Source organism: Streptomyces sp. CGMCC 4.7035 (assembly GCF_031583065.1).
Lineage (GTDB): Bacteria > Actinomycetota > Actinomycetes > Streptomycetales > Streptomycetaceae > Streptomyces > Streptomyces yaanensis.
The window spans coordinates 5,670,123-5,688,585 of record NZ_CP134053.1; the positions used below are offsets into that span (position 1 = coordinate 5,670,123).

The 18,463-nt window shown below is 71.5% G+C and carries 16 protein-coding genes and 2 pseudogenes; 17 read left to right on the top strand and 1 reads right to left on the bottom strand.

What is annotated here, in order from left to right; translation table 11 throughout:
* The first annotated feature begins 14 nt into the window (after positions 1-14).
* The 3 genes from Q2K21_RS24795 to Q2K21_RS24805 all read left to right on the top strand — a co-directional run bounded on the left by Q2K21_RS24795 (position 15) and on the right by Q2K21_RS24805 (position 4,480).
* Entirely contained in the window at positions 15-1,598 is a 1,584-nt protein-coding gene (locus Q2K21_RS24795) for an MDR family MFS transporter (protein ID WP_310775151.1), read from the top strand.
* Between the two features lie 231 nt (positions 1,599-1,829).
* The gene (locus Q2K21_RS24800) at positions 1,830-2,876 is read left to right on the top strand and encodes a methyltransferase (RefSeq protein ID WP_310775153.1); all 1,047 of its coding nucleotides are present in this window, start codon (positions 1,830-1,832) and stop codon (positions 2,874-2,876) included.
* Positions 2,873-4,480, top strand: a complete 1,608-nt coding sequence (locus Q2K21_RS24805) for an FAD-dependent monooxygenase (RefSeq protein ID WP_310775155.1) — start codon at positions 2,873-2,875, stop codon at positions 4,478-4,480. Before Q2K21_RS24800 ends, Q2K21_RS24805 begins: the two co-directional genes overlap by 4 nt.
* 296 nt (positions 4,481-4,776) lie before the next feature.
* Here Q2K21_RS24805 and Q2K21_RS24810 read toward each other — a convergent pair whose 3' ends face one another.
* Positions 4,777-6,381, bottom strand: a complete 1,605-nt coding sequence (locus tag Q2K21_RS24810) for an FAD-dependent monooxygenase (protein WP_310775157.1) — start codon at positions 6,379-6,381, stop codon at positions 4,777-4,779.
* 214 nt (positions 6,382-6,595) lie between these two features.
* On the opposite strand from Q2K21_RS24810, the gene Q2K21_RS24815 reads away from it, so the two are divergent.
* From Q2K21_RS24815 to Q2K21_RS24880, 14 genes and pseudogenes are all read left to right on the top strand, one after another.
* A complete protein-coding gene (locus Q2K21_RS24815) occupies positions 6,596-7,045 on the top strand; it encodes an anthrone oxygenase family protein (RefSeq protein ID WP_310775160.1) in 450 nt (149 codons plus the stop codon).
* Positions 7,042-7,602, top strand: a complete 561-nt coding sequence (locus tag Q2K21_RS24820) for a hypothetical protein (RefSeq protein WP_310775162.1) — start codon at positions 7,042-7,044, stop codon at positions 7,600-7,602. The genes Q2K21_RS24815 and Q2K21_RS24820 overlap by 4 nt, the downstream gene beginning before the upstream one ends.
* Positions 7,599-9,473, top strand: coding sequence for an asparagine synthase (glutamine-hydrolyzing) (asnB, locus tag Q2K21_RS24825; protein WP_310775164.1), 1,875 nt, complete (start codon positions 7,599-7,601; stop codon positions 9,471-9,473). The genes Q2K21_RS24820 and asnB overlap by 4 nt, the downstream gene beginning before the upstream one ends.
* Before the next feature lie 362 nt (positions 9,474-9,835).
* Entirely contained in the window at positions 9,836-11,800 is a 1,965-nt protein-coding gene (locus Q2K21_RS24830) for an AfsR/SARP family transcriptional regulator (protein ID WP_310775166.1), read from the top strand.
* A gap of 297 nt (positions 11,801-12,097) precedes the next feature.
* Positions 12,098-12,469: a TcmI family type II polyketide cyclase gene (locus Q2K21_RS24835; protein ID WP_310775168.1), complete on the top strand. Its 372-nt coding sequence runs from the start codon at positions 12,098-12,100 to the stop codon at positions 12,467-12,469.
* Positions 12,466-12,894, top strand: coding sequence for a cupin domain-containing protein (locus Q2K21_RS24840; RefSeq protein ID WP_310775170.1), 429 nt, complete (start codon positions 12,466-12,468; stop codon positions 12,892-12,894). The genes Q2K21_RS24835 and Q2K21_RS24840 overlap by 4 nt, the downstream gene beginning before the upstream one ends.
* Positions 12,891-14,216 (top strand): beta-ketoacyl-[acyl-carrier-protein] synthase family protein, encoded by a 1,326-nt coding sequence (locus Q2K21_RS24845; protein ID WP_310775172.1) that lies wholly within the window; start codon positions 12,891-12,893, stop codon positions 14,214-14,216. The genes Q2K21_RS24840 and Q2K21_RS24845 overlap by 4 nt, the downstream gene beginning before the upstream one ends.
* Positions 14,213-15,505, top strand: coding sequence for a ketosynthase chain-length factor (locus tag Q2K21_RS24850; RefSeq protein ID WP_310775174.1), 1,293 nt, complete (start codon positions 14,213-14,215; stop codon positions 15,503-15,505). Before Q2K21_RS24845 ends, Q2K21_RS24850 begins: the two co-directional genes overlap by 4 nt.
* Positions 15,502-15,807 carry an acyl carrier protein gene (locus tag Q2K21_RS24855; protein WP_386276040.1) on the top strand — a complete coding sequence of 102 codons (306 nt, stop codon included), beginning with the start codon at positions 15,502-15,504 and terminating at the stop codon, positions 15,805-15,807. Before Q2K21_RS24850 ends, Q2K21_RS24855 begins: the two co-directional genes overlap by 4 nt.
* Positions 15,807-16,253 (top strand): annotated as a pseudogene (locus Q2K21_RS24860) (SRPBCC family protein); the annotation flags it as partial. The gene Q2K21_RS24855 and the pseudogene Q2K21_RS24860, both read left to right, overlap by 1 nt.
* Positions 16,254-16,289: 36 nt before the next feature.
* Positions 16,290-17,003, top strand: a pseudogene (locus Q2K21_RS24865) (SDR family NAD(P)-dependent oxidoreductase); the annotation flags it as partial.
* A 35-nt stretch (positions 17,004-17,038) separates the two neighbouring features.
* Positions 17,039-17,788: an SDR family NAD(P)-dependent oxidoreductase gene (locus Q2K21_RS24870; protein WP_310775176.1), complete on the top strand. Its 750-nt coding sequence runs from the start codon at positions 17,039-17,041 to the stop codon at positions 17,786-17,788.
* Position 17,789: 1 nt separating this feature from the next.
* A complete protein-coding gene (locus Q2K21_RS24875; protein WP_310775178.1) occupies positions 17,790-18,125 on the top strand; it encodes an antibiotic biosynthesis monooxygenase family protein in 336 nt (111 codons plus the stop codon).
* Positions 18,122-18,463 (top strand): antibiotic biosynthesis monooxygenase family protein, encoded by a 342-nt coding sequence (locus tag Q2K21_RS24880; RefSeq protein ID WP_310775180.1) that lies wholly within the window; start codon positions 18,122-18,124, stop codon positions 18,461-18,463. Before Q2K21_RS24875 ends, Q2K21_RS24880 begins: the two co-directional genes overlap by 4 nt.

Sequence of the window (18,463 nt, forward strand, 5' to 3'; positions counted from 1 at the left end):
GAAAGGTCACTTCCTTGTCATCCCCGACAACCGGATCCGCCGGCCTCGAAGGCACTGCACCGCAGGCCCCCGAGACCAAGGTCAAGAGCGTGATCGTCGCGTGCATGCTGGCCGTGTTCCTGGCCATGCTGGACGCCCAGATCGTCGCCACCGCCCTGCCCCGCATCGTCGCCGACCTCGGCGGCCTGGACGTGTTCGCCTGGGTGACGACGGCGTACATCATCTCCAGCAGCGTCACCACGCCGGTCTACGGCAAACTCGGCGACCTCTTCGGCCGCAAGAAGGTCTTTCTGATCGCCATCGCCCTGTTCCTCCTCGGCTCCGCCGCCTCGGGCGCCGCGCAGTCCATGGAACAGCTGATCCTCTTCCGTGTCGTCCAGGGCATCGGAGCGGGCGGCCTGTTCGTCTCCGTGCTCGCCATCATCGGCGAGATGTTCAGCCCGCGCGAAGGCGCCAAGTACTTCAACCTCTTCGGCATCGTCTTCGCCGCGGCCGCCGTCTCCGGACCCGCGATCGGCGGTGTGCTGACCGACCTGATCAGCTGGCACTGGGTCTTCCTCATCAACCTGCCCATCGGGCTGGTCGTCTTCGGCATGATCAGCACGAGCCTGCACCTGCCGCCGAAGAAGCGTCAGGCGCACATCGACTACGCCGGTTTCGCCACTCTGAGCATCGCCATCGTCTCGCTCACCCTGCTCGCCAGCTGGGGCGGGGTGAAGTACGACTGGGTGTCCCCGCAGATCTTCGGCCTCGGTGGCATCGCCCTTCTCGCGGCCGTGCTGTTCGTGGCCGCCGAACGGCGCGCCGCCGAACCGGTCATCCCCCTGCATCTGTTCCGCGACTCCACCTTCACCATCAGCGTCCTGGTGAGCCTGGTGGCCGGTGTCGTCTTCCTCGGCGCGGTCAACTTCCTCGCCCTGTACGTGCAGGTGGTCACCGGAGCGAGCCCCACCCTGTCCGGCGTGGTGCTGCTGCCGATGATGTTCGGTCTCGTCGCCTCGTCCGTGGTCAGCGGACGCATCATCACTCAGACCGGCACCTACAAGTGGTACCCGGTCCTGAGCATGGCCACCGGCATCGGCGGCGCGGTGCTCTTCTCCACCATGGACACCGGCACCCCGCGGGTCGTCGTCATCGCGTACATGCTGCTCTTCGGCATCGCCGCGGGCCTCAACATGCAGGTGCTCACCATGGCTGCCCAGAACACCGCACCGCGGGACGACATCGGCGCCGTCCACGCCACCGTGTCCTTCTCCCGCCAGCTCGGCAGCACCCTGGGCATCTCGGTCTTCGCCGCCCTCTTCTACAACCGGTTGACCGACGAGCTCACCAAACGGCTCCCCGCCGGCGCGCTGGCCGGCACCGACCGCAACACGCTCTCCTCCCACGAGGTCCTCGACAAGCTCCCGGCCACCGTGCGGGACGCGGTCAAGGAGGCGTACACCCACGCGCTCAGCCCGGTCTTCCTCGCCGCCGTGCCCGTCCTCGTGCTCGGCCTGGTCATCGCCCTGCGGATGAAGAACCTGCCGCTGCGCTCCTGGGACCACGGAGGAGGCGAAGCGGCGCCGGAACACTCCCCCACCGCAGCCGAACACTGACCACATCACTGGCGCCTTCCAGGCCGCCCTTCCCATGGCGCGACACCGCGCAGGGGAGGGCGGCCTTCTGCATCGGCCCCGGGGTACGGGACACCCCCGGCAGCGCACCCGCCCGGCCTCCCCCCGGAGGGCGGGATCAGGTTCAGCGCTCTTCGAGCCCGTCTCGACGCCCCGCGGCCATCGTCGGCAGCACCGCACACCACGGACGCCCATGGCGATCAGGAGGCTTGAGTGACAACGACCGAAAACCCGACCACGACGGCAGCGGCGGTCGATCCCGGGCCGCTGATCAAGCTCACCATCGCCGACTGCGCCGCGAAGGCGCTGCACAGCGGCGTGGCCCTGGGCGTGTTCGGCGCGCTGGCCGACGGCCCCCTCGACGCCGCCGCAGTGGCCGACCGCACCGGCACGCACCACCGGATGCTCCCGGACTTCCTGGACGCCCTGACGGGACTCGGTCTCCTCGAACGCCACGACGGCCGGTACCGCAACTCGGAGCTCGCACAGACCTACCTGGTGCCCGACTCCGCCTCATACCTCGGCGGGTTCATCGAGCTGACCAACGAGACGTTGTACGGCACCTGGGGCCGGCTCACCGAGGCCCTGCGCAGCGGCGAAGCCCAGCATCTCGACCCCGACAAGGGCGGGTTCGTCGGGGACCGGCACAAGGACCCGGCGAAGATGAAGCGCTTCCTGGCGGGCCTTGACGCCTACAGCGACCGGATGGGAACCGAACTGGCCCACCGCGTCGACTGGAGCCGGTACACGTCCTTCACCGACCTGGGCGGGGCACGCGGCAACCTGGCCGCCGTCCTCACCCAGGCCCACCCCCACCTGACGGCGACCTGCTTCGACCTGGAGCGCACCCGGCCGCTGTTCACCGAGCACATCTCCGGCCTCGGCATCGCCGACCGGGTCGCCTTCGTCGGCGGGGACTTCTTCACCGACCCCCTGCCCAAGTCGGACGTGATCGTCCTCGGTCACATCCTGCACGGCTTCGACACCGAACGGCGTCTCGCCCTGCTCCGCCGAGTCCACGACGCGGTGCGCCCGGGCGGAACGGTGCTCGTCTACGACCGCATGATCGACGACGACCGGAGCGATCCCGAACGGCTGCTGAGCAGCCTGCACATGCGGCTGGTCAGCCCGGACGGCTCCGAGTACCGCATCGCGGACTGCCAGGCCTGGCTGCGCGAGGCCGGTTTCTCCGATTGCACCGCCGAGCCGCTGCTCGGTACCCACACCCTCGTGTCGGCCCACAAGGAGGCAACAGCATGAAGCAGGAGCAGACTTCCGTCCTCATCGTCGGCGGCGGGCTGACCGGACTGTCCGCGGCTGTCTTCCTGGCCCACCACGGGGTACAGGCGCTGCTGGTGGAACGGCACGCCGACACCTCCACCCACCCCAAGGCCCGCGCGATCAACCCGCGCACCATGGAGCTGTACCGCTCCGTCGGTATGGAGGAGCGAGTACGGGCCGGGCGTTCGCCCATCTCCGGCAACACCGACCTGGTGCACGTGGAGACCCTGGCCGGCAGGGAGCGGGTGCGCATGCCGAACGCCTCGCCCGACGACATCGGTCGTATCAGCCCCACGCTGTGGACGCTCATCGACCAGAACCAGCTGGAGCCGATCCTGCGCACCCGGGCCGTGGAGGCCGGTGCCGACGTGCGCTTCCACACCCGGGTGGAGGCGCTCCAGGAGGACGCGGACGGCGTACTGGCCCGCGTCAGGGACCTGGCCACCGGCACCGAGTCGGAGATCCGCGCGCAGTACGTGATCGCCGCGGACGGCAGCCGCAGCCCGCTGCGGGAGATGCTCGGCATCGGAGCGCATGGGCGCGGCACCATCACCAACCTGGTGAGCTTCTTCTTCGAGGCCGACCTCGACGAGGCGCTGCGCGGGCGCCGGATCATCGCCGCCTACGTCAACAACCCCGAGGTGCGCGGCACGATCATCCCGCTGGACAACGACCGGCGGTGGGTCATCAACGTCTCCTTCTTCCCGGACCAGGGGCAGCGCGCCGAGGACTTCACCGAGGAGCGCTGCATCGCGCTGGTGCGGGCCGCGGTCGGCGTCCCGGACCTGCCGCTGAAGATCGAGTCGGTGGACATGCCGGCCTGGGACATCTCCGCGCGGGTCGCGGACTCCTTCGCCACCCGCCGGGTGTTCCTCGCCGGGGACGCCGCCCATGTGATGCCGCCCACCGGGGCCTTCGGCGCCAGTACCGGCATCCAGGACGTCTACAACCTGGCGTGGAAACTGGCCCTGGTGCTCTCGGGCGCCGCAGGCCCGGCACTGCTGGAGAGCTACGACGCGGAACGGCGTCCCGTCGCCGAGGAGACCGTGCGGCAGGCGATGCTGCGGTTCGCGGTCCGCGACGGCAAGCAGTACCAGGAGGTCGCCGACGAGCTGCTCAGCGAGACGACCATGACCTTCGGCTACTGCTACCTCTCCGGTGCCTTCGCCCGGGAGGAGGGCGCCTCCGGCGTGCTGATCGAGGATCCCGAGCACCCGAGCGCGGCCCCGGGGGCCCGTGCCCCGCACCTGGTCCTGGACGGCCCCGACGGGCCGCTGCCCGTCGCGGACCTGTTCGCCGACGGATTCACCCTGCTCGTGGACGAGGCGGCCGGCCCCTGGGCGACGGCCGTCGAGCAGGAAGCCGGCACCCTCGGCGTCGCCCTGAAGACGGTCCAGGTCGGGCCGCGGCAGCAGTACACCGACCGCGACGGTGAGTTCAGGCAGCGCTACGGGCTCATGCCGGGGGGCGCGGTGCTGGTCCGCCCGGACGGGTTCGTCGGCTGGCGCGCCACCGCCGGGCGCTCCGGCGCGGTCGACCGCGCGGCGGTCGCCGCCCTGCGCACGCTGCTGGACCGCGACTGAGCGCTCCGCCGGCAGTCCGGTATGCCACCTGTGGGTGCGCCGTGGCTGGTCGCTCCCCCAAGTTCTCGGCTTCGCTCGAACAGGGGGCCACCCATCGCGGCTGAGCCGCTCAATGTCCCAGCCCCGCGCGCCTTCGGGACGCTGCCGAACCGCACCGGACTTCACCGAGCCCGCTTGGCGGGCAGCCGCCGCCCGGCGTCCCTTCGCGCCGCCGGGCGGCTCCGGCGTTGGAAAGACGTCCGCGGTGCGCACCCCGATCGGGGTGCGCACCGCGGACGTCTCTGTGCGGGGCCCGGTCAGCCGACCGTGCGTGCGAGGACCCGGTCGACAACCTCCGACAGCGTCCGCGCGGGGCGCGGCGGCAGGTGTGCCGTGCGCCAGGCGATGAACCCGTCCGGCCGGACCAGTACGGCACCGGAGGCACCGATCCCGTAGCGGGCGAGGAAGCGCTCCACCGTCTGCGCGGGCTCCTCCGCACCGACCCGGTGGAAGGCGACGCCCGAGGGCAGGCCGACCGCCGAGCAGGCGCTCTCCCAGGCACCGCCGTCGGGTCCGGTCAGCAGCCAGAAGCCGCCGTCCAGCAGATCGTGCAGCGGTACCTCCTTGCCCGCCCGAACGACCGGCACGTGCGGGGCGCGGGTCCCCGGCCGGCCCGAGGGGGTCGTGGGATCCTCCACCGGGGCGCCGTCGTCGGGGCCGTCCTCGCCGAGCACGGCGCCGGAGCGGTACACGTGACCGAAGAGCACCGTGGTCTCCGGGCGGTGCCGGGCGGCCGCCGCCTCGTCGAGACCGCTGCGCTGAAGGTAGCGGATCACCCCCTGGTCGACCGTGAACTCGGCGATCAGCGCCCGCTCCTGCTCGTAGCTGTCCAGCAGCGCGGGGCCCGCCTGGCCACGCAGCACGAGGGCGAGCTTCCATGCCAGGTTGTGCGCGTCCTGGACGCCCATGTTGCCGCCGAACCCGCCGGTGGGCGGCATGACGTGCGCGCAGTCGCCGGCCAGCAGCACCCGGCCGGAGCGGAAGCGGTCGGCCACCCAGGCGGCGATCTCCCAGCTCGTCGCCGACTCGATCCGCACCGGGAGGTCGGGCACTCCGACCGCGGCACGCACCAGAGCGACGCAGTCCTCGGTCCCGTACTCCTCGTGGCTTGTGCCGGGCGGCAGACTGGGCGCCAGCACCCAGCGGTCCGAGTCCTCGCCGCCGAGCTTGCCGAGCACCCCCTTGACGCGGTCGTTGCTGACGAAGCAGAGGAAGAAGGTGCGGCCCGCGACGTACGGGTCGAGATCGGCGTGGAACACGATGTTCATCTGGCGGCCGAAGACACCCTGGCCGTGATGGCCGATGCCGAGCCGGTCGCGCGCCCTCGCCCGGAAGCCGTCGGCAGCGATCAGGTACCGCGCCCGCACCGTACGCTCGGCAGCGCCCGCGCCTTCCCGCAGATCGCGCAGTACGACGGTGACGCCCTCGTCGTCCTGGGTGAAGTCGGTCATCTCGGTGGCGAAGCGGATGTCGGCCCCGAGTTCCTCGGCGCGCGCCCGGAGCACCGGCTCGAAGCGGTCCTGTCCGATCAGGGTCCAGCCGGTGCTGCCCACGTCGGCCGGGTCGTGCCGGAAGGGCCCGTCGAAGCGGCCGAGTTCGGCTCCGGCGAGCGACTCGGCCTGGAGGACGTCGCCGTAGTGCGCGTGCGGGTTCTCGTTGGCGCGCACCGCCTCCTCCAGACCCAGCGCGCGCATCAGTTCCATGGTGCGCGGACTCGCCGCCTGGGCGCGCGGGTGGGCGGAGATCTCCGCGTGCCGCTCCACCACCAGTGGACGTATGCCCTGCTGGGCCAGGAACAGCGCCTGGGCCAGTCCCACCATGCTGCCGCCCACGATCAGTACGTCGGTCGTCTCGTCTGCCATACGGGCTCCTGGACAGTGCGGATGTGCTCGGACACGTGTGGCCCGATGCAACCTTCCCCTGCTCGAACGGCCCTGGTGGCACGTGCACAAACATGGGCCGCGACGAGCGGATGCCCCCAGGCGGATTCGAGTGGTGCCCGAGCCGTGGCTGACAGGTTCGAGTCGCCCGAACTCGATCGACGTGTGCGACTGGCCCCCGAGGAGGACCGCAACGATGGTGGAGGCGTTGAGTGTTCTGGTGCTGCTGGGCACCGGACTGGTGGCGGGGGTGCTGTTCGCGGTCGCACTCAGCGTGATGCCCGCGTTGATCGCGATGACCCCGGAGCGGTACGTGGACACCCACAAGCTGCTCGGTCGGCGGTACGACCGGATCATGCCGTTCATCGTGACCGGCTCCACGGCCATCGACGTGGGCTTGGCCGTCCGCGCGGACGGCGGCCCCCGGCTGCTGTTCGCGCTCGCGGCGCTGTGCATGGCAGGCGTGGCCGTGGTGTCGCAGACCAGGAACGTGCCCATGAACAGGAAGGTCAAGCAGACGCGCCCGGAGGACCTGGGGCCCGGCTGGCGGGACCCGCGGCCGGCCTGGCGGGACTGGCATCTGGTGCGCACCTGCTGCGCGGTCGCAGGCTGCGCGCTGACGGCGGCGGGGGTGGTGCTGTCATGAGCTCGGAAGTCGTACGCGACCTGCCGGACGGCGAGGAGAGGACGGCCGCCGACGCCCGCATGCGGGAGATGCTCTCGCGCCCGGACCCCGGCCCGCTCGGCGAGCGCCTCGCCCTGCTGCACTTCACGGGCCGCCGCACGGGGCGCACGTTCACGGTGCCGGCCGGGGTGCACAGCCTCGGCGAGGAACTGGTCGTCGCCACCGGAAGCGTCTGGCGGCTGAACTTCACCGGCGGCGCGGACGGAGCGCTCACCTGGCGCGGCCGACGCCGGCCCGCGCGGTTTCAGTTGGTGACGGATCCGGAGCGCACGGCCCATGGCTACCTGGAGTTGTACCGCAGGTACGGGGAGGCGGCACCGCGTCGGCTGGGCATCGCGGTGCGCGGCGGCGGAACGCCCGGGCTGGAGGAGTTCCGTACGGCCGTGGCGCACCACGGCCTGTCCCTGGTGACCGTCGTCATCCCGAGGACCGCCGACGCGCCCGGTGCGGCGGGCGCGTCGGCCCCGTCCGGCGCACCGGAAGTATCCGAGACAGCGAACGAGAGGACGCCACGATGAGCGGTCTGGCCGGCTGGGTGGACTTCGCACGGGACCTGGTGCCCGAGGCGCACACCGTACGGGCCATGGCGGACACCCTGTCCCACCGGGGGCCCGACGGTGCCGGGGAGTGGATCGAGGGGCACGCGGCGCTGGCCCACCGGCGGCTGGCGCTGCTCGACCTCGCCCAGGGGCAGCAGCCCGTGGTCGTCGAGACGGCCGGCGGGCAGCCGGCGGCCGTGCTGGTCCTCGACGGCGCGATCACCAACGAGCGCGAGCTGAGGAGCGAACTCGCCGCGAAGGGCCACCGGTTCACCGGCCACGGCGACGCCGAGGTGGCGGTGCACGCGTTCCTCGAATGGGGAGCGGACTTCGCGGCGCGGCTGGAGGGCCTCTTCGCCCTGGCCGTGTGGGACGTGCGGCGGCAGGAGCTGCACCTGGTCCGCGACCGTCTGGGAGTCAAGCCGCTGGCGTACTTCCTGACCCCCTCCGGTGTGTTGTTCGGGTCGGAGCCCAAGGCACTGCTGGCCCACCCCGCCGTCAAGCCCGTGGTGGATGCGGACGGACTGCGCGAGCTGTTCGCGCACAGCCGCAAGCCCGGTACCGGCGTGTTCCAAGGCGTGTGCGAGGTGCTGCCCGGGCACGTCATGACGGTCCGCCACAGCGGTACCGGCCGGCGGCGCTACTGGTCGCTGCCCGCCCGGCGGCACGAGGACGGTCCGGAGGCCACCGTGGCCACCGTGCGCCGGCTGCTGGCGGAGGCGGTCTCCTCGCATCTGCGGGCGGACGTCCGGGTCGGCACGATGCTCTCCGGAGGCATCGACTCCAGTGCGCTCACGGCTCTCGCCTCCGCTTCGCTCTCCGCGGCCGGTGCGGGCCCCTTGCGATCGTTCTCCGTCAATTTCGCCGGATACGCGGAGAACTTCGAGCCCCATCCGACCATGCGGGCCACGCCCGACGCGCCCTACGCGGCGCTTGCGGCGCAGCACATCGGCACCGAGCACACCGAGATCCTGCTGGACACCGCGGCGCTCGCCGACCCGCGCGTGCACGCCGCCGCCCTGCGCTGCCAGGACGCGCCCTCGCCGCTCGGCGACATGGACGTCTCGCTGCTTCTCTTCTTCGAGGCCCTGCGCGGCGCCGGGGTCACCGCCGTGCTCTCCGGGGAGACCGCGGACGAGGTGTTCAACGGCTACTTCTGGTCCTACGACCCCCGGCACAGCAACTCGACGACGTTCCCCTGGGTCTCCTTCGAGCGCGGTCACGACGCCGCGGCCGGAGGACTCGGGTGCTCTCTCGTGGACCGCTCGCTGCGCCGCGAGCTGAACTTCATGGACTACGCCGACCAGCACTACCGAGACGCACTCGCCGAGGTCCCGCATGTGGCGGGCGAGACGCCGGCCGAGCGACGGGCCCGGGAGATCACCTATCTGGCGCTGACCCGGTGGGCGCCGACGCACCTGGACCGGGCGGACCGGATGAGCATGGCGCACGGGGTGCAGTTGCGGCCGCCGTTCTGCGACCGTGCACTGGTCGAATACGTCTACAACGTCCCGGCCGAATTGAAGCGGGTGAACGGACAGGAGAAGAGTCTTCTTCGAGCGGCCGTCGCCGACCTGTTGCCCCGCCAGGTGCTGGAACGGCCTAAGAGCGCCTACCCGACGGTGCAGGAGGCCGCCTACGGTGAATTCGTGCGGCGCCGGTTCGGTGAGCTGGCGAAGGACGGCTCGTCGTCGGTGGCCCCGCTGCTGGACACCGAGGCGACGAGCGCGGCGCTGGACGCGGCCGGCGCGCCCAGCGGGGCCTTCGCCTGGGTGGAACGGGCCAGCATGGAGATGGTGCTCCAGCTCAACACCTGGCTCACCGAGTACGGCGTCGAACTGCGGCTGTGAGCGGACGCTCAGAGGCCCCCGGGACCAAGACATGTGCTCCTTGCCATGAATGTGCGTGTCGTAATAAGGTGCGGAGCGTCAACTAGTTCTGATCCTGGGGGCCTCAGGCCCCGCGACTCGGGGAAATTGCTTTCTTTTCCGCTTCCCCGGTGACCTTCTTTTCGTCCCTTTGCTTTTCAACAAAAGCCCGCTCGGATCCGTAATGGTCGAGCTGCATGGCCGAATTTCGGCCCATACGGCACCCGGGATTCGTTTAGCGCGAGACACACGGGTGTAGGAAGGAGAACAGCCGACAACCACTGGCCAAGCTACAAGGCTCATCAGCTGGTGGCCTACAAGGCGGCACACTCAGGGGGAACTTAGTGATAGAGATCGGCCTGCTGGGCTCGATGCGGGTGTCCAGGGACGGTGACGACGTGACACCGTCGGCACCGAAGCTACGTCAAGTGCTGGCCCTGCTGGTGCTCAACGCCAACTCACTGGTCACTGTCGACCAACTGTGCGAAGAACTGTGGGAGGACCACCCGCCTTTCAGCGCACTGACCACCCTGCAAACCTACATCTATCAGCTGCGCCGCAGACTGCGGCTGGCCACCGGGCAGAACGGCGCACCCTTCGGATCCCGCCCGCCCCACGGGTTCCCGACCCTGCTCACCCGCGTCGGCGGATACGAACTGCGTCTGCACGACAAGCAGACCGTGGACGCCTACCGGTTCGAACTGTTAGTGGAGCGAGGAAAGGCGCACCAGCGCGGCGGCGCGCTGGAAGAGGCGGCCCGCGCCCTCAAGGAAGCACTCGGCGTCTGGCGCGGGTCGGCCCTCGTCGACGTCAGCTCGGGCCGCCGTCTGTCGGCCTGGTCGACCCAACTCGAGGAACGGCGCAAAAACGTCCTGGAGCAACGTTTCTCCTTGGAGCTCGAACTCGGCCGGCACCACGTCGTTCTGGACGAGCTCGTGGAGGCGCTGGGCGACCACCCCACCCATGAGGCCTTCGCCGGGCAGCTGATGAGGGCCCTGCACCGCTGCGGCCGCCGGCCCGACGCCCTGGAGGTGTTCCGTGCCCTCCGGGCCCGCCTCGTCGACGAACTGGGTCTGGAGCCGTCGCTCCAACTCCAGCGGCTGCACCAGGAGGTCCTCGCCGACCGAGGAGCTCTCACGGCGCCGACCGGTCGCGGCAGGACCACCGCCCCGTCGGCGCCCCAGTCCCGGCCGGCCGCCCCACGCCCGGCCCAACTACCGCATGACATAAGCGACTTCGTCGGACGCAAGCGCGAGCTGGCACAGCTCGAAACCTTCCTCGGAGGTGACTGGGCCGGTACGGGCATGCGCGTGGTGGAGGTCCACGGGCCGCCCGGAGTCGGCAAGAGCGCCTTCGCGATCCGCGCCGCGCACCGCCTGCGCCCGCAGTTCCCCGACGGGCAGCTGTTCGTCGACCTCTCCACGGTGGGCGACGGCAAGGAGCAGCTCACGGACGTGCTGTCCGCCTGTCTCAGCGCCTGTGGGATCGCACGGGAGAAGCAGCCCACCGGGCTCGACGAGCTCAGCCAGCTGTTCCGCAGCTGGACCGCGGACCGCAGGGTGCTCGTGGTGGTCGACGACGTGCTCACCGCCTCCCAGCTGCATGCCGTGATGCCCGGTGGGGCGGGCTGCGCGGTGATCGCCACCAATCGCTACCGGGCACACAGCCTCTCCACCGGGCGGAAGATCGTGCTGCCCACCCTGTCCACCGACGAGTCCCTGGAGTTGTACGACCGCGTCGCGCAGGACCGCAGACCACGCGAGGACCGGACGGCCGTGCATGAGCTGATCCGTATGAGCGAGGGACTGCCGCTGGTCGTACGGGCCGTGGCCGGGCGGCTGGCCGACCGGCCGTGCTGGCCGGTTCGGCGACTCGTCGACCGGCTGCGCACCAACCAACGGCTGCTGCTGGAACTCCCGGCGGGCACCCAGTCGCTGATGAGCACCGTCGCTCTCAGTTACCGGCATCTGCCCAGCCCCTCCCAGGAGTTGCTGCACCTCCTGCTGCGCCGCAACCGGCCCCGCTGGCGCATCGACGAGGTCCGCGCCCTGCTGCCGGCCCGCACCGACGACACGGAGACACTGCTGGAGTACCTGGTGGACGTCCATCTGGTCCAGGAGTTCCTGCCCCCGGACGGCGAACCGGTGTACGCCGTGCCCGCACTCACCCGGCAGGCCCTCCTCCAGTTACTGCCCGGTGTGGGATGCGTCCAGAACAACGGCGCGGTCCACTCCGGCCCCGCGGACCCGGTGGCGGGCCGGCACGCCCGGCCCGTCACGCTCGCGAAGACCGCGGCTCCCGGCGCCTGAACGGCTCCGGGGAAGTGCAGGCGCAAGCCTGACAACTTCCCCGGAGCCGCTCGGCCACCCGCGCGTCCCGCTACGGCCCGTCGCACCCCGGTGCGGCGGGCCGTAGTGCTGTGCCCGCATCGGGCCGCCTCGGCATCGCCTGGAGCCGGCCGCCTCGGCATCGCCTGGAGCCGGCCGCCTCGGCGTCGGCTGGAGCCGGCCGGAGAGGCACCAAGCGGTTCTCCAGAGGCCCTCAAGACTGCCTCGACCCGGCCCGACCAGGGTGAACGTCTAAGAAGACAAGCCCGGGAGGACATCGTGCACCGAACGCTGATCGTGGCCAGGATGAACCTCGCCGACGCCCAGGGCGTCGCGCAGGTCTTCGCTGATTCGGACAGCACCGAACTGCCGCACATGGTGGGCGTGTCGCGGCGCACGCTGTTCGCCTTCCACGACCTGTACTTCCACCTCGTGGAGGCGGACCAGGACATCGCACCGAACCTGTACAAGGCGCGCAGCCACCCGCTCTACAACGAGATCAACACCCGCCTCGGCGAGTTCATCTCGCCCTACGACCCGAACTGGCGCGAACCCAAGGACGCGATGGCCGTGCCCTTCTACTCCTGGACCCCGCAGCAGGGCCCCGCCATCACCGCGCCGACCGCCGAGAACCTGGGCGGTGCCAAGTGAGCGCCCCCGCCACGACCAAGGTGCACGTGGACACGGTCGCCGCCAACACCAAGCGCGGTGGCGACATCCGCGTCACGCTCAGCCCCCGCACGGTCGGCTGCAGTTCAGGCTTCGGCGGGGTGCTGCGGCTGGCCCCCGGCGAATACGTCACCGAGCACCTGCACCCGTACTCCGAGGAGTTCCTGCACGTGGTCCAGGGCCGGCTCGAGATGCGGCTGGACGGCGTCCCGGTGGAACTCGGCCCCGGAGACTCGCTGCTGGTGCCCATCGGCGTCCGCCACCGGCTCGTGAACACCGGTACCGTGCCGGCCGAAGTGGTCTTCCACCTCTCGCCGCTCGCGCCCCGCCCGGAACTCGGCCACATCGACACCGAGCAGCCGCTCGACGAGGCCGCCGGCAACCCGGATGTCGGGGAGGCCCGGTGAGCCGCCCGACGCGCCGCGCGGTCATCACCGGGGTGGGCGCCGTCGCACCCGGCGGACACGGCCGCGAGGCCTACTGGGACCTGCTCACCGCCGGACGCACCGCGACCCGCCGGATCAGCCTGTTCGACCCCGCCGGGTTCCGGTCCCAGGTGGCCGCCGAGTGCGACTTCGACCCGCTCGCCGCCGGCCTCACCCCGCAGGAGGCCCGCCGCATGGACCGGGCCGCCCAGTTCGCGGTCGTCGCGGCCCGGGAGGCCATCGAGGACAGCGGCATCGAGCTCCCCGGCGGCGACCCGGGCCGGGTCGGGGTGAGCATCGGCAGCGCCGTCGGCTGCACCATGGGCCTGGAGGAGGAGTACGCGGTGCTCTCCGACGGGGGCCGCGACTGGCTGGTCGACCACAGCTACGGCGTACCGCACCTCTACGGCTACATGGTGCCCAGCACCCTCGCCGTCGAGGTCGCCCGGAAGGCGGGCGCCGAAGGACCGGTCGCGCTGATCTCCACCGGCTGCACCTCGGGCCTCGACGCCATCGGACACGGCGTCCAACTGATCGAGGAGGGTGCCGTAGACGTCGTGCTGGCCGGCGCGACCGACGCTCCGCTGTCGCCGATCACCTCCGCCTGCTTCGACGCGATCAAGGCCACGACCCCCAACAACGACGATCCCGCCCACGCCTCCCGCCCCTTCGACGGGCGGCGCGACGGCTTCGTCCTCGGTGAGGGCTCCGCCGTGATGGTGATCGAGGAGGCCGAGTCCGCCAAGCGCCGCGGCGCGCCCATATACGCCGAGATCCTCGGCTTCGCCGGGCGCAGCAACGCCTTCCACATGACCGGCCTCAAGCCGGACGGCCGCGAGATGGCCGAGGCCATCCGGGTCGCCCTGGACCGGGCCCGCCTCGATCCCGGCGACATCGACTACATCAACGCCCACGGCTCCGGCACCAAGCAGAACGACCGGCACGAGACGGCCGCATTCAAGCGCAGCCTCGGCCGGCGCGCCCACGAAGTGCCCGTCAGCTCCATCAAGTCGATGATCGGGCACTCGCTCGGCGCGATCGGCTCCCTGGAGATCGCCGCCTGCGCCCTCGCCCTGCGCCACCAGGTCGTCCCGCCCACCGCCAACCTGTCCGTCGCCGACCCCGAGTGCGACCTGGACTACGTCCCGGTGACGGCCCGCGAACACCGCATGGAGCGGGTGCTCAGCGTCGGCAGCGGGTTCGGCGGCTTCCAGACCGCGATGGTACTGGGCCGGCCCGCCGAGGCCCGGCCCGGGCCACGCGCGGCCCGGGCCACCACCGGCACCCGCGAGGAGGCGGCATGAGCGCGTCCGGCATACTTCCCGGCCACCGGAGCCGGGCCGTGGTCACCGGGCTCGGTGTGATCGCGCCGACCGGCATCGGCGCCGACCGGCACTGGGAGTCGGTGCTCGCGGGCAAGAGCGGCCTCGGGCGGATCACCCGGTTCGACCCGGCCGGCTACCCCGTCCGCGTCGCCGGGGAAGTACCCGGATTCCGGGCCTCCGAGCAGGTACCCGGGCGGCTGGTCAAGCAGACCGACCGGTTCACGCACTTCGCCCTGGCCGCCGCCGATTCCGCCCTCGCGGACGCCGCCGCCGATCCGGCCCGGCTGCCGGAGTACGAGATGGCGGTGGTGACGGCGAGTTCCTCCGGCGGCACCGAGTTCGGCCAGCACGAGATGGAGAACCTCTACCAGCAGGGCTCCTCCTGGGTGGGCGCCTACCAGTCGATCGCCTGGTTCTACGCGGCCACCACCGGACAGGTGTCCATCCGACACGGCATGCGCGGCCCCTGCGGGGTGATCTGCTGCGAGCAGGCCGGCGGCCTCGACGCCCTCGGCCAGTCCCGCCGGCTGCTGGACACCGGGTCCCGGCTGGTGCTCAGCGGCGGCACCGACGCCTCCCTGTGCCCGTACGGACTGGTCGCACAGATGTCCTCGGGGCAGCTGTCCACCGAGGACGACCCGTCGCGCGCCTACCTGCCCTTCGACGCCACCGCCGCTGGCTTCGTCCCCGGCGAGGGCGGCGCCATGCTCGTCGTGGAGAGCGCCGAGGGAGCCCGCGAGCGCGGAGTCCCGGCCTACGGCGAACTGCTCGGCTACGCCGCCGGCTTCGACCCGGCCGCCGGGACCCGCCCGGCCAAGGGGACAGCCGCCCGCGGCGGACGGCACTCCGTGCTCGCGTCCGTCATACGGCGGGCGCTCGCCGACGCCCGGCTGGAACCGGGACGGATCGACATGGTCTTCGCGGACGCCGCGGGGGTGCCCGCCGACGACCTCGCCGAGGCCCGGGCGATCACCGAGGTCTTCGGTCCCGGCGCAGTGCCGGTGACCGCGCCGAAGACGCTCACCGGGCGGCTGTACGCGGGCGGTGCGGCCCTTGACGTGGCGACCGCGCTGCTCGCCCTGTCGGCCGGGGTCGTGCCGCACACCGCCGGACTGGGCCGCACCGCCGAAGGCTGCGAGATCGACCTCGTCGTGGGCCACCCGCGCCGCACCGAGCCGCGTACCGCCCTGGTCCTCGCCCGCGGACACGGCGGATTCACCTCCGCGCTGGTCGTCGGCGCCTCGGACCGCGACGACCTCAAGAAGTGACCCACACCCACCGCACGACGACTGGAAGGCAGCTCGCCATGGCCGAGTTCACCCTCGACGACATCAAGCGGATCCTGCGCGCGAGCGCGGGCGTCGACGAACAGACGGACCTCGACGGCGCGGACTTCGCCGACACCGCGTTCGCGAACCTCGGGTACGACTCCCTCGCCCTGCTGGAACTCGCCAACCGCATCGAGCGCGAGTACGGCATCCAGATCCCCGACGGGGACCTCGAACACACCCAGACGCCGCGCGAGGCCCTCGCCTATGTGCAGGCCCGGCTGGCGGAGGTGCGCGTCTGATGGCCGGGCACACCGACAACGCGATCGTCATCGACGCGCCCATGGACCTGGTGTGGTCGATGACCAACGACGTGGCCTCCTGGCCGCGCCTGTTCAGCGAGTACGCCTCCGCGGAGATCCTCGGCCACGACGGGGACACGGTCACCTTCCGGCTGGCCCTGCACCCCGACGAGAACGGCACCGTCTGGAGCTGGGTCTCCGAACGCACCCCGGACCCCGCCACCCGCACCGTCCAGGCCCGGCGGGTGGAGACCGGCCCCTTCGCCCACATGAACATCCGCTGGGAGTACGAGGAGCAGCCCGGTGGCGTCCGTATGCGCTGGATCCAGGACTTCGAGATGAAGCCCGGGGCGCCGATCGACGACGCCGGGATGACCGAGCGTCTCAACCGCAACACCGCCGTGCAGATGCGGCTGATCAAGGCCAAGGTGGAGGCCGCCGCCCGGGCAGGCCGGCAGCTGGAGGGCAAGCGGCTGCTGGTGACCGGCGGTACCCGGGGCATCGGCCGCGGCATCGTGCTGGCCGCCGCCCGCGCCGGTGCGAACGTCGTCACCTGCTACCGCGCTCCGGGCCCGGCCGTCGCCTCGCTGGAGCAGGAACTCGCCAGGACCCCGGGCAAGCACCAGGTGGTGCGGGCCGACGCGGCCGACGCGGCGGACGTGGACCGGCTGCTCACCGAGTGCGACGCGAGCCTCGGCGGGCTCGACGCCGTGGTCAACAACGCGGGCACGTTCCGCCCCAAGCCCTATGCCGACCTGGACGACGGCGAGTGGTCCGCCACCCTGCGGGGCAACCTGACCGCCGCCCACCTGGTGACCAGGCGCGCCCTGCCGCTGCTGACCGCGGGCTCCTCCATCATCAACATCGGCACCACCGTGGCGTTCCTCGGCATGGCCGGGGGCGTGCACTACACGGCGGTGAAGGCGGCACTGGTCGGCATGACCCGCTCGCTCGCCCGTGAGCTCGGCCCGCAGGGCATCCGCGTCAACACCGTCTCGCCCGGCCGGATCGCCACCGAGGCGCTCGACGAACTGCCCGAGGACGACGCCGAGCGCGAGCGCCGCAGGTTCTCCTCCTTCACCGCCCTCGGCCGACTCGGCACGGTCGACGACATCGCCGGCACCGTGCTGTTCCTCGTCAGCGATCACGCCGCCTACATCACCGGCCAGAACATCCACGTCGACGGCTGCGTGTGAACCGCGGCTCGTTCAACGAAGGGAAAGGGAACCCAGTGGAACTCGCACTGCACGGCAAGAAGCTGCTCATCACCGGCGGCACCCGGGGCATCGGCCGCGGCATCGTGCTGGCCGCCGCCCGCGCCGGCGCCGACGTCGTCACCTGCTACCGGCAGGAGAGCGAGGCCGTCGACAGCCTGACCACAGCGCTCAAGGACACCGCCGGCGACCACCACGTGCTGCGCGCCGACGTCGGTGACACCGCCGAGGTCGACCGGCTCGTCGGCGAGGTCAAGGACCGCTTCGGACGCCTCGACGGTGTCGTGAACAACGCGGGCGTGATCAGCCACATCCCCTTCGCGGAACTGCCCGCAGAGGAGTGGTCCAGGATCATCGACACCAACCTCACCGCCGCCTACCGGATCATCCAGCAGTCGCTTCCGCTGCTCGGCGTCGGCTCCTCGGTGGTCAACATCGGCTCGCGCGGCGCCGCGGCGGGCATACCGCTGCGCGCCCACTACACCGCCGCCAAAGCCGCGATGACGGGACTGACCCGCTCTCTCGCCAAGGAGCTCGGCTCCCGCGGGATCCGCGTCAACGTCGTCGCCCCCGGAGTCATCGAGACGGAGGCATTCGACGCGATGCCCGCCGAGCGGGCCGCGGGCCTGCGCGCCACCTACGCCCAGAAGACAGCGCTCGCCCGCCTCGGCACGGTCGACGAACTCGCCGGCCCGGTGCTGTTCCTGCTCAGTGACCACGCGGCCTACATCACCGGCGAGACGCTCAACGTCGACGGGGGGATCTGACATGGCCGAGCAGGTCTTCCGGGTCATGCTCCGTATGGAGATCAGGCCCGGCATGGAGGAGGACTTCGAGAAGGTCTGGCAGGAGGTCGGCGACTCGGTGACCGACCACCCGGCCAACCTCGGGCAGTGGCTGTCCCGCAGCGCCGAGGAGAGCGGCATCTACTACATCGTCAGCGACTGGGTCAACGAGCCGCTGTTCCGCGCGTTCGAGACCAGTGACCGGCACCTCGTCCACCGCCAGAAGCTGCACCCGTTCCGCAGCGGCGGCTCCATGACGACGATGCACGTCGTCGCCGCGCTCGCGGGCGCCGCCCGGACCGAGCAGGGCACCCGGTGACGGCGGCTCCCGTCGAAGTGGTGCTGCACCACCTGAGCGACGACACCGAGCAGGTGGTGCGCGCCTACCACGAGGCCAGCCGGCGCATGGCGGGCACGCCCGGCCTGCTCGGCAACCGGCTGCTGCACGCCGTCGGAAACCCCCGCGCGCTGGTCGTGGTCAGCCGGTGGAGCGACTGGGAGGCCTTCGAGGCCTGGGAGCGCGGTGCCGCGCACAAGGACCAGACCGCGCCCCTGCGGCCGTTCCGCGACCTGGAGCGGGACCGCCCGTTCGAGATCTACCGGGAGCTCGCCCGTTACGACGGCAGCCACCCGGTGCCCGCCATGGAAGGAGCCTGA

Coding starts and splice junctions, on each gene's coding strand:
- Q2K21_RS24820 (WP_310775162.1), top strand. CDS start 7,042: ATGAGCTCGGAAGTCGTACGCGACCTGCCGGACGGCGAGGAGAGGACG.
- asnB (WP_310775164.1), top strand. CDS start 7,599: ATGAGCGGTCTGGCCGGCTGGGTGGACTTCGCACGGGACCTGGTGCCC.
- Q2K21_RS24810 (WP_310775157.1), bottom strand. CDS start 6,381: ATGGCAGACGAGACGACCGACGTACTGATCGTGGGCGGCAGCATGGTG.
- Q2K21_RS24875 (WP_310775178.1), top strand. CDS start 17,790: ATGGCCGAGCAGGTCTTCCGGGTCATGCTCCGTATGGAGATCAGGCCC.
- Q2K21_RS24850 (WP_310775174.1), top strand. CDS start 14,213: ATGAGCGCGTCCGGCATACTTCCCGGCCACCGGAGCCGGGCCGTGGTC.
- Q2K21_RS24815 (WP_310775160.1), top strand. CDS start 6,596: ATGGTGGAGGCGTTGAGTGTTCTGGTGCTGCTGGGCACCGGACTGGTG.
- Q2K21_RS24805 (WP_310775155.1), top strand. CDS start 2,873: ATGAAGCAGGAGCAGACTTCCGTCCTCATCGTCGGCGGCGGGCTGACC.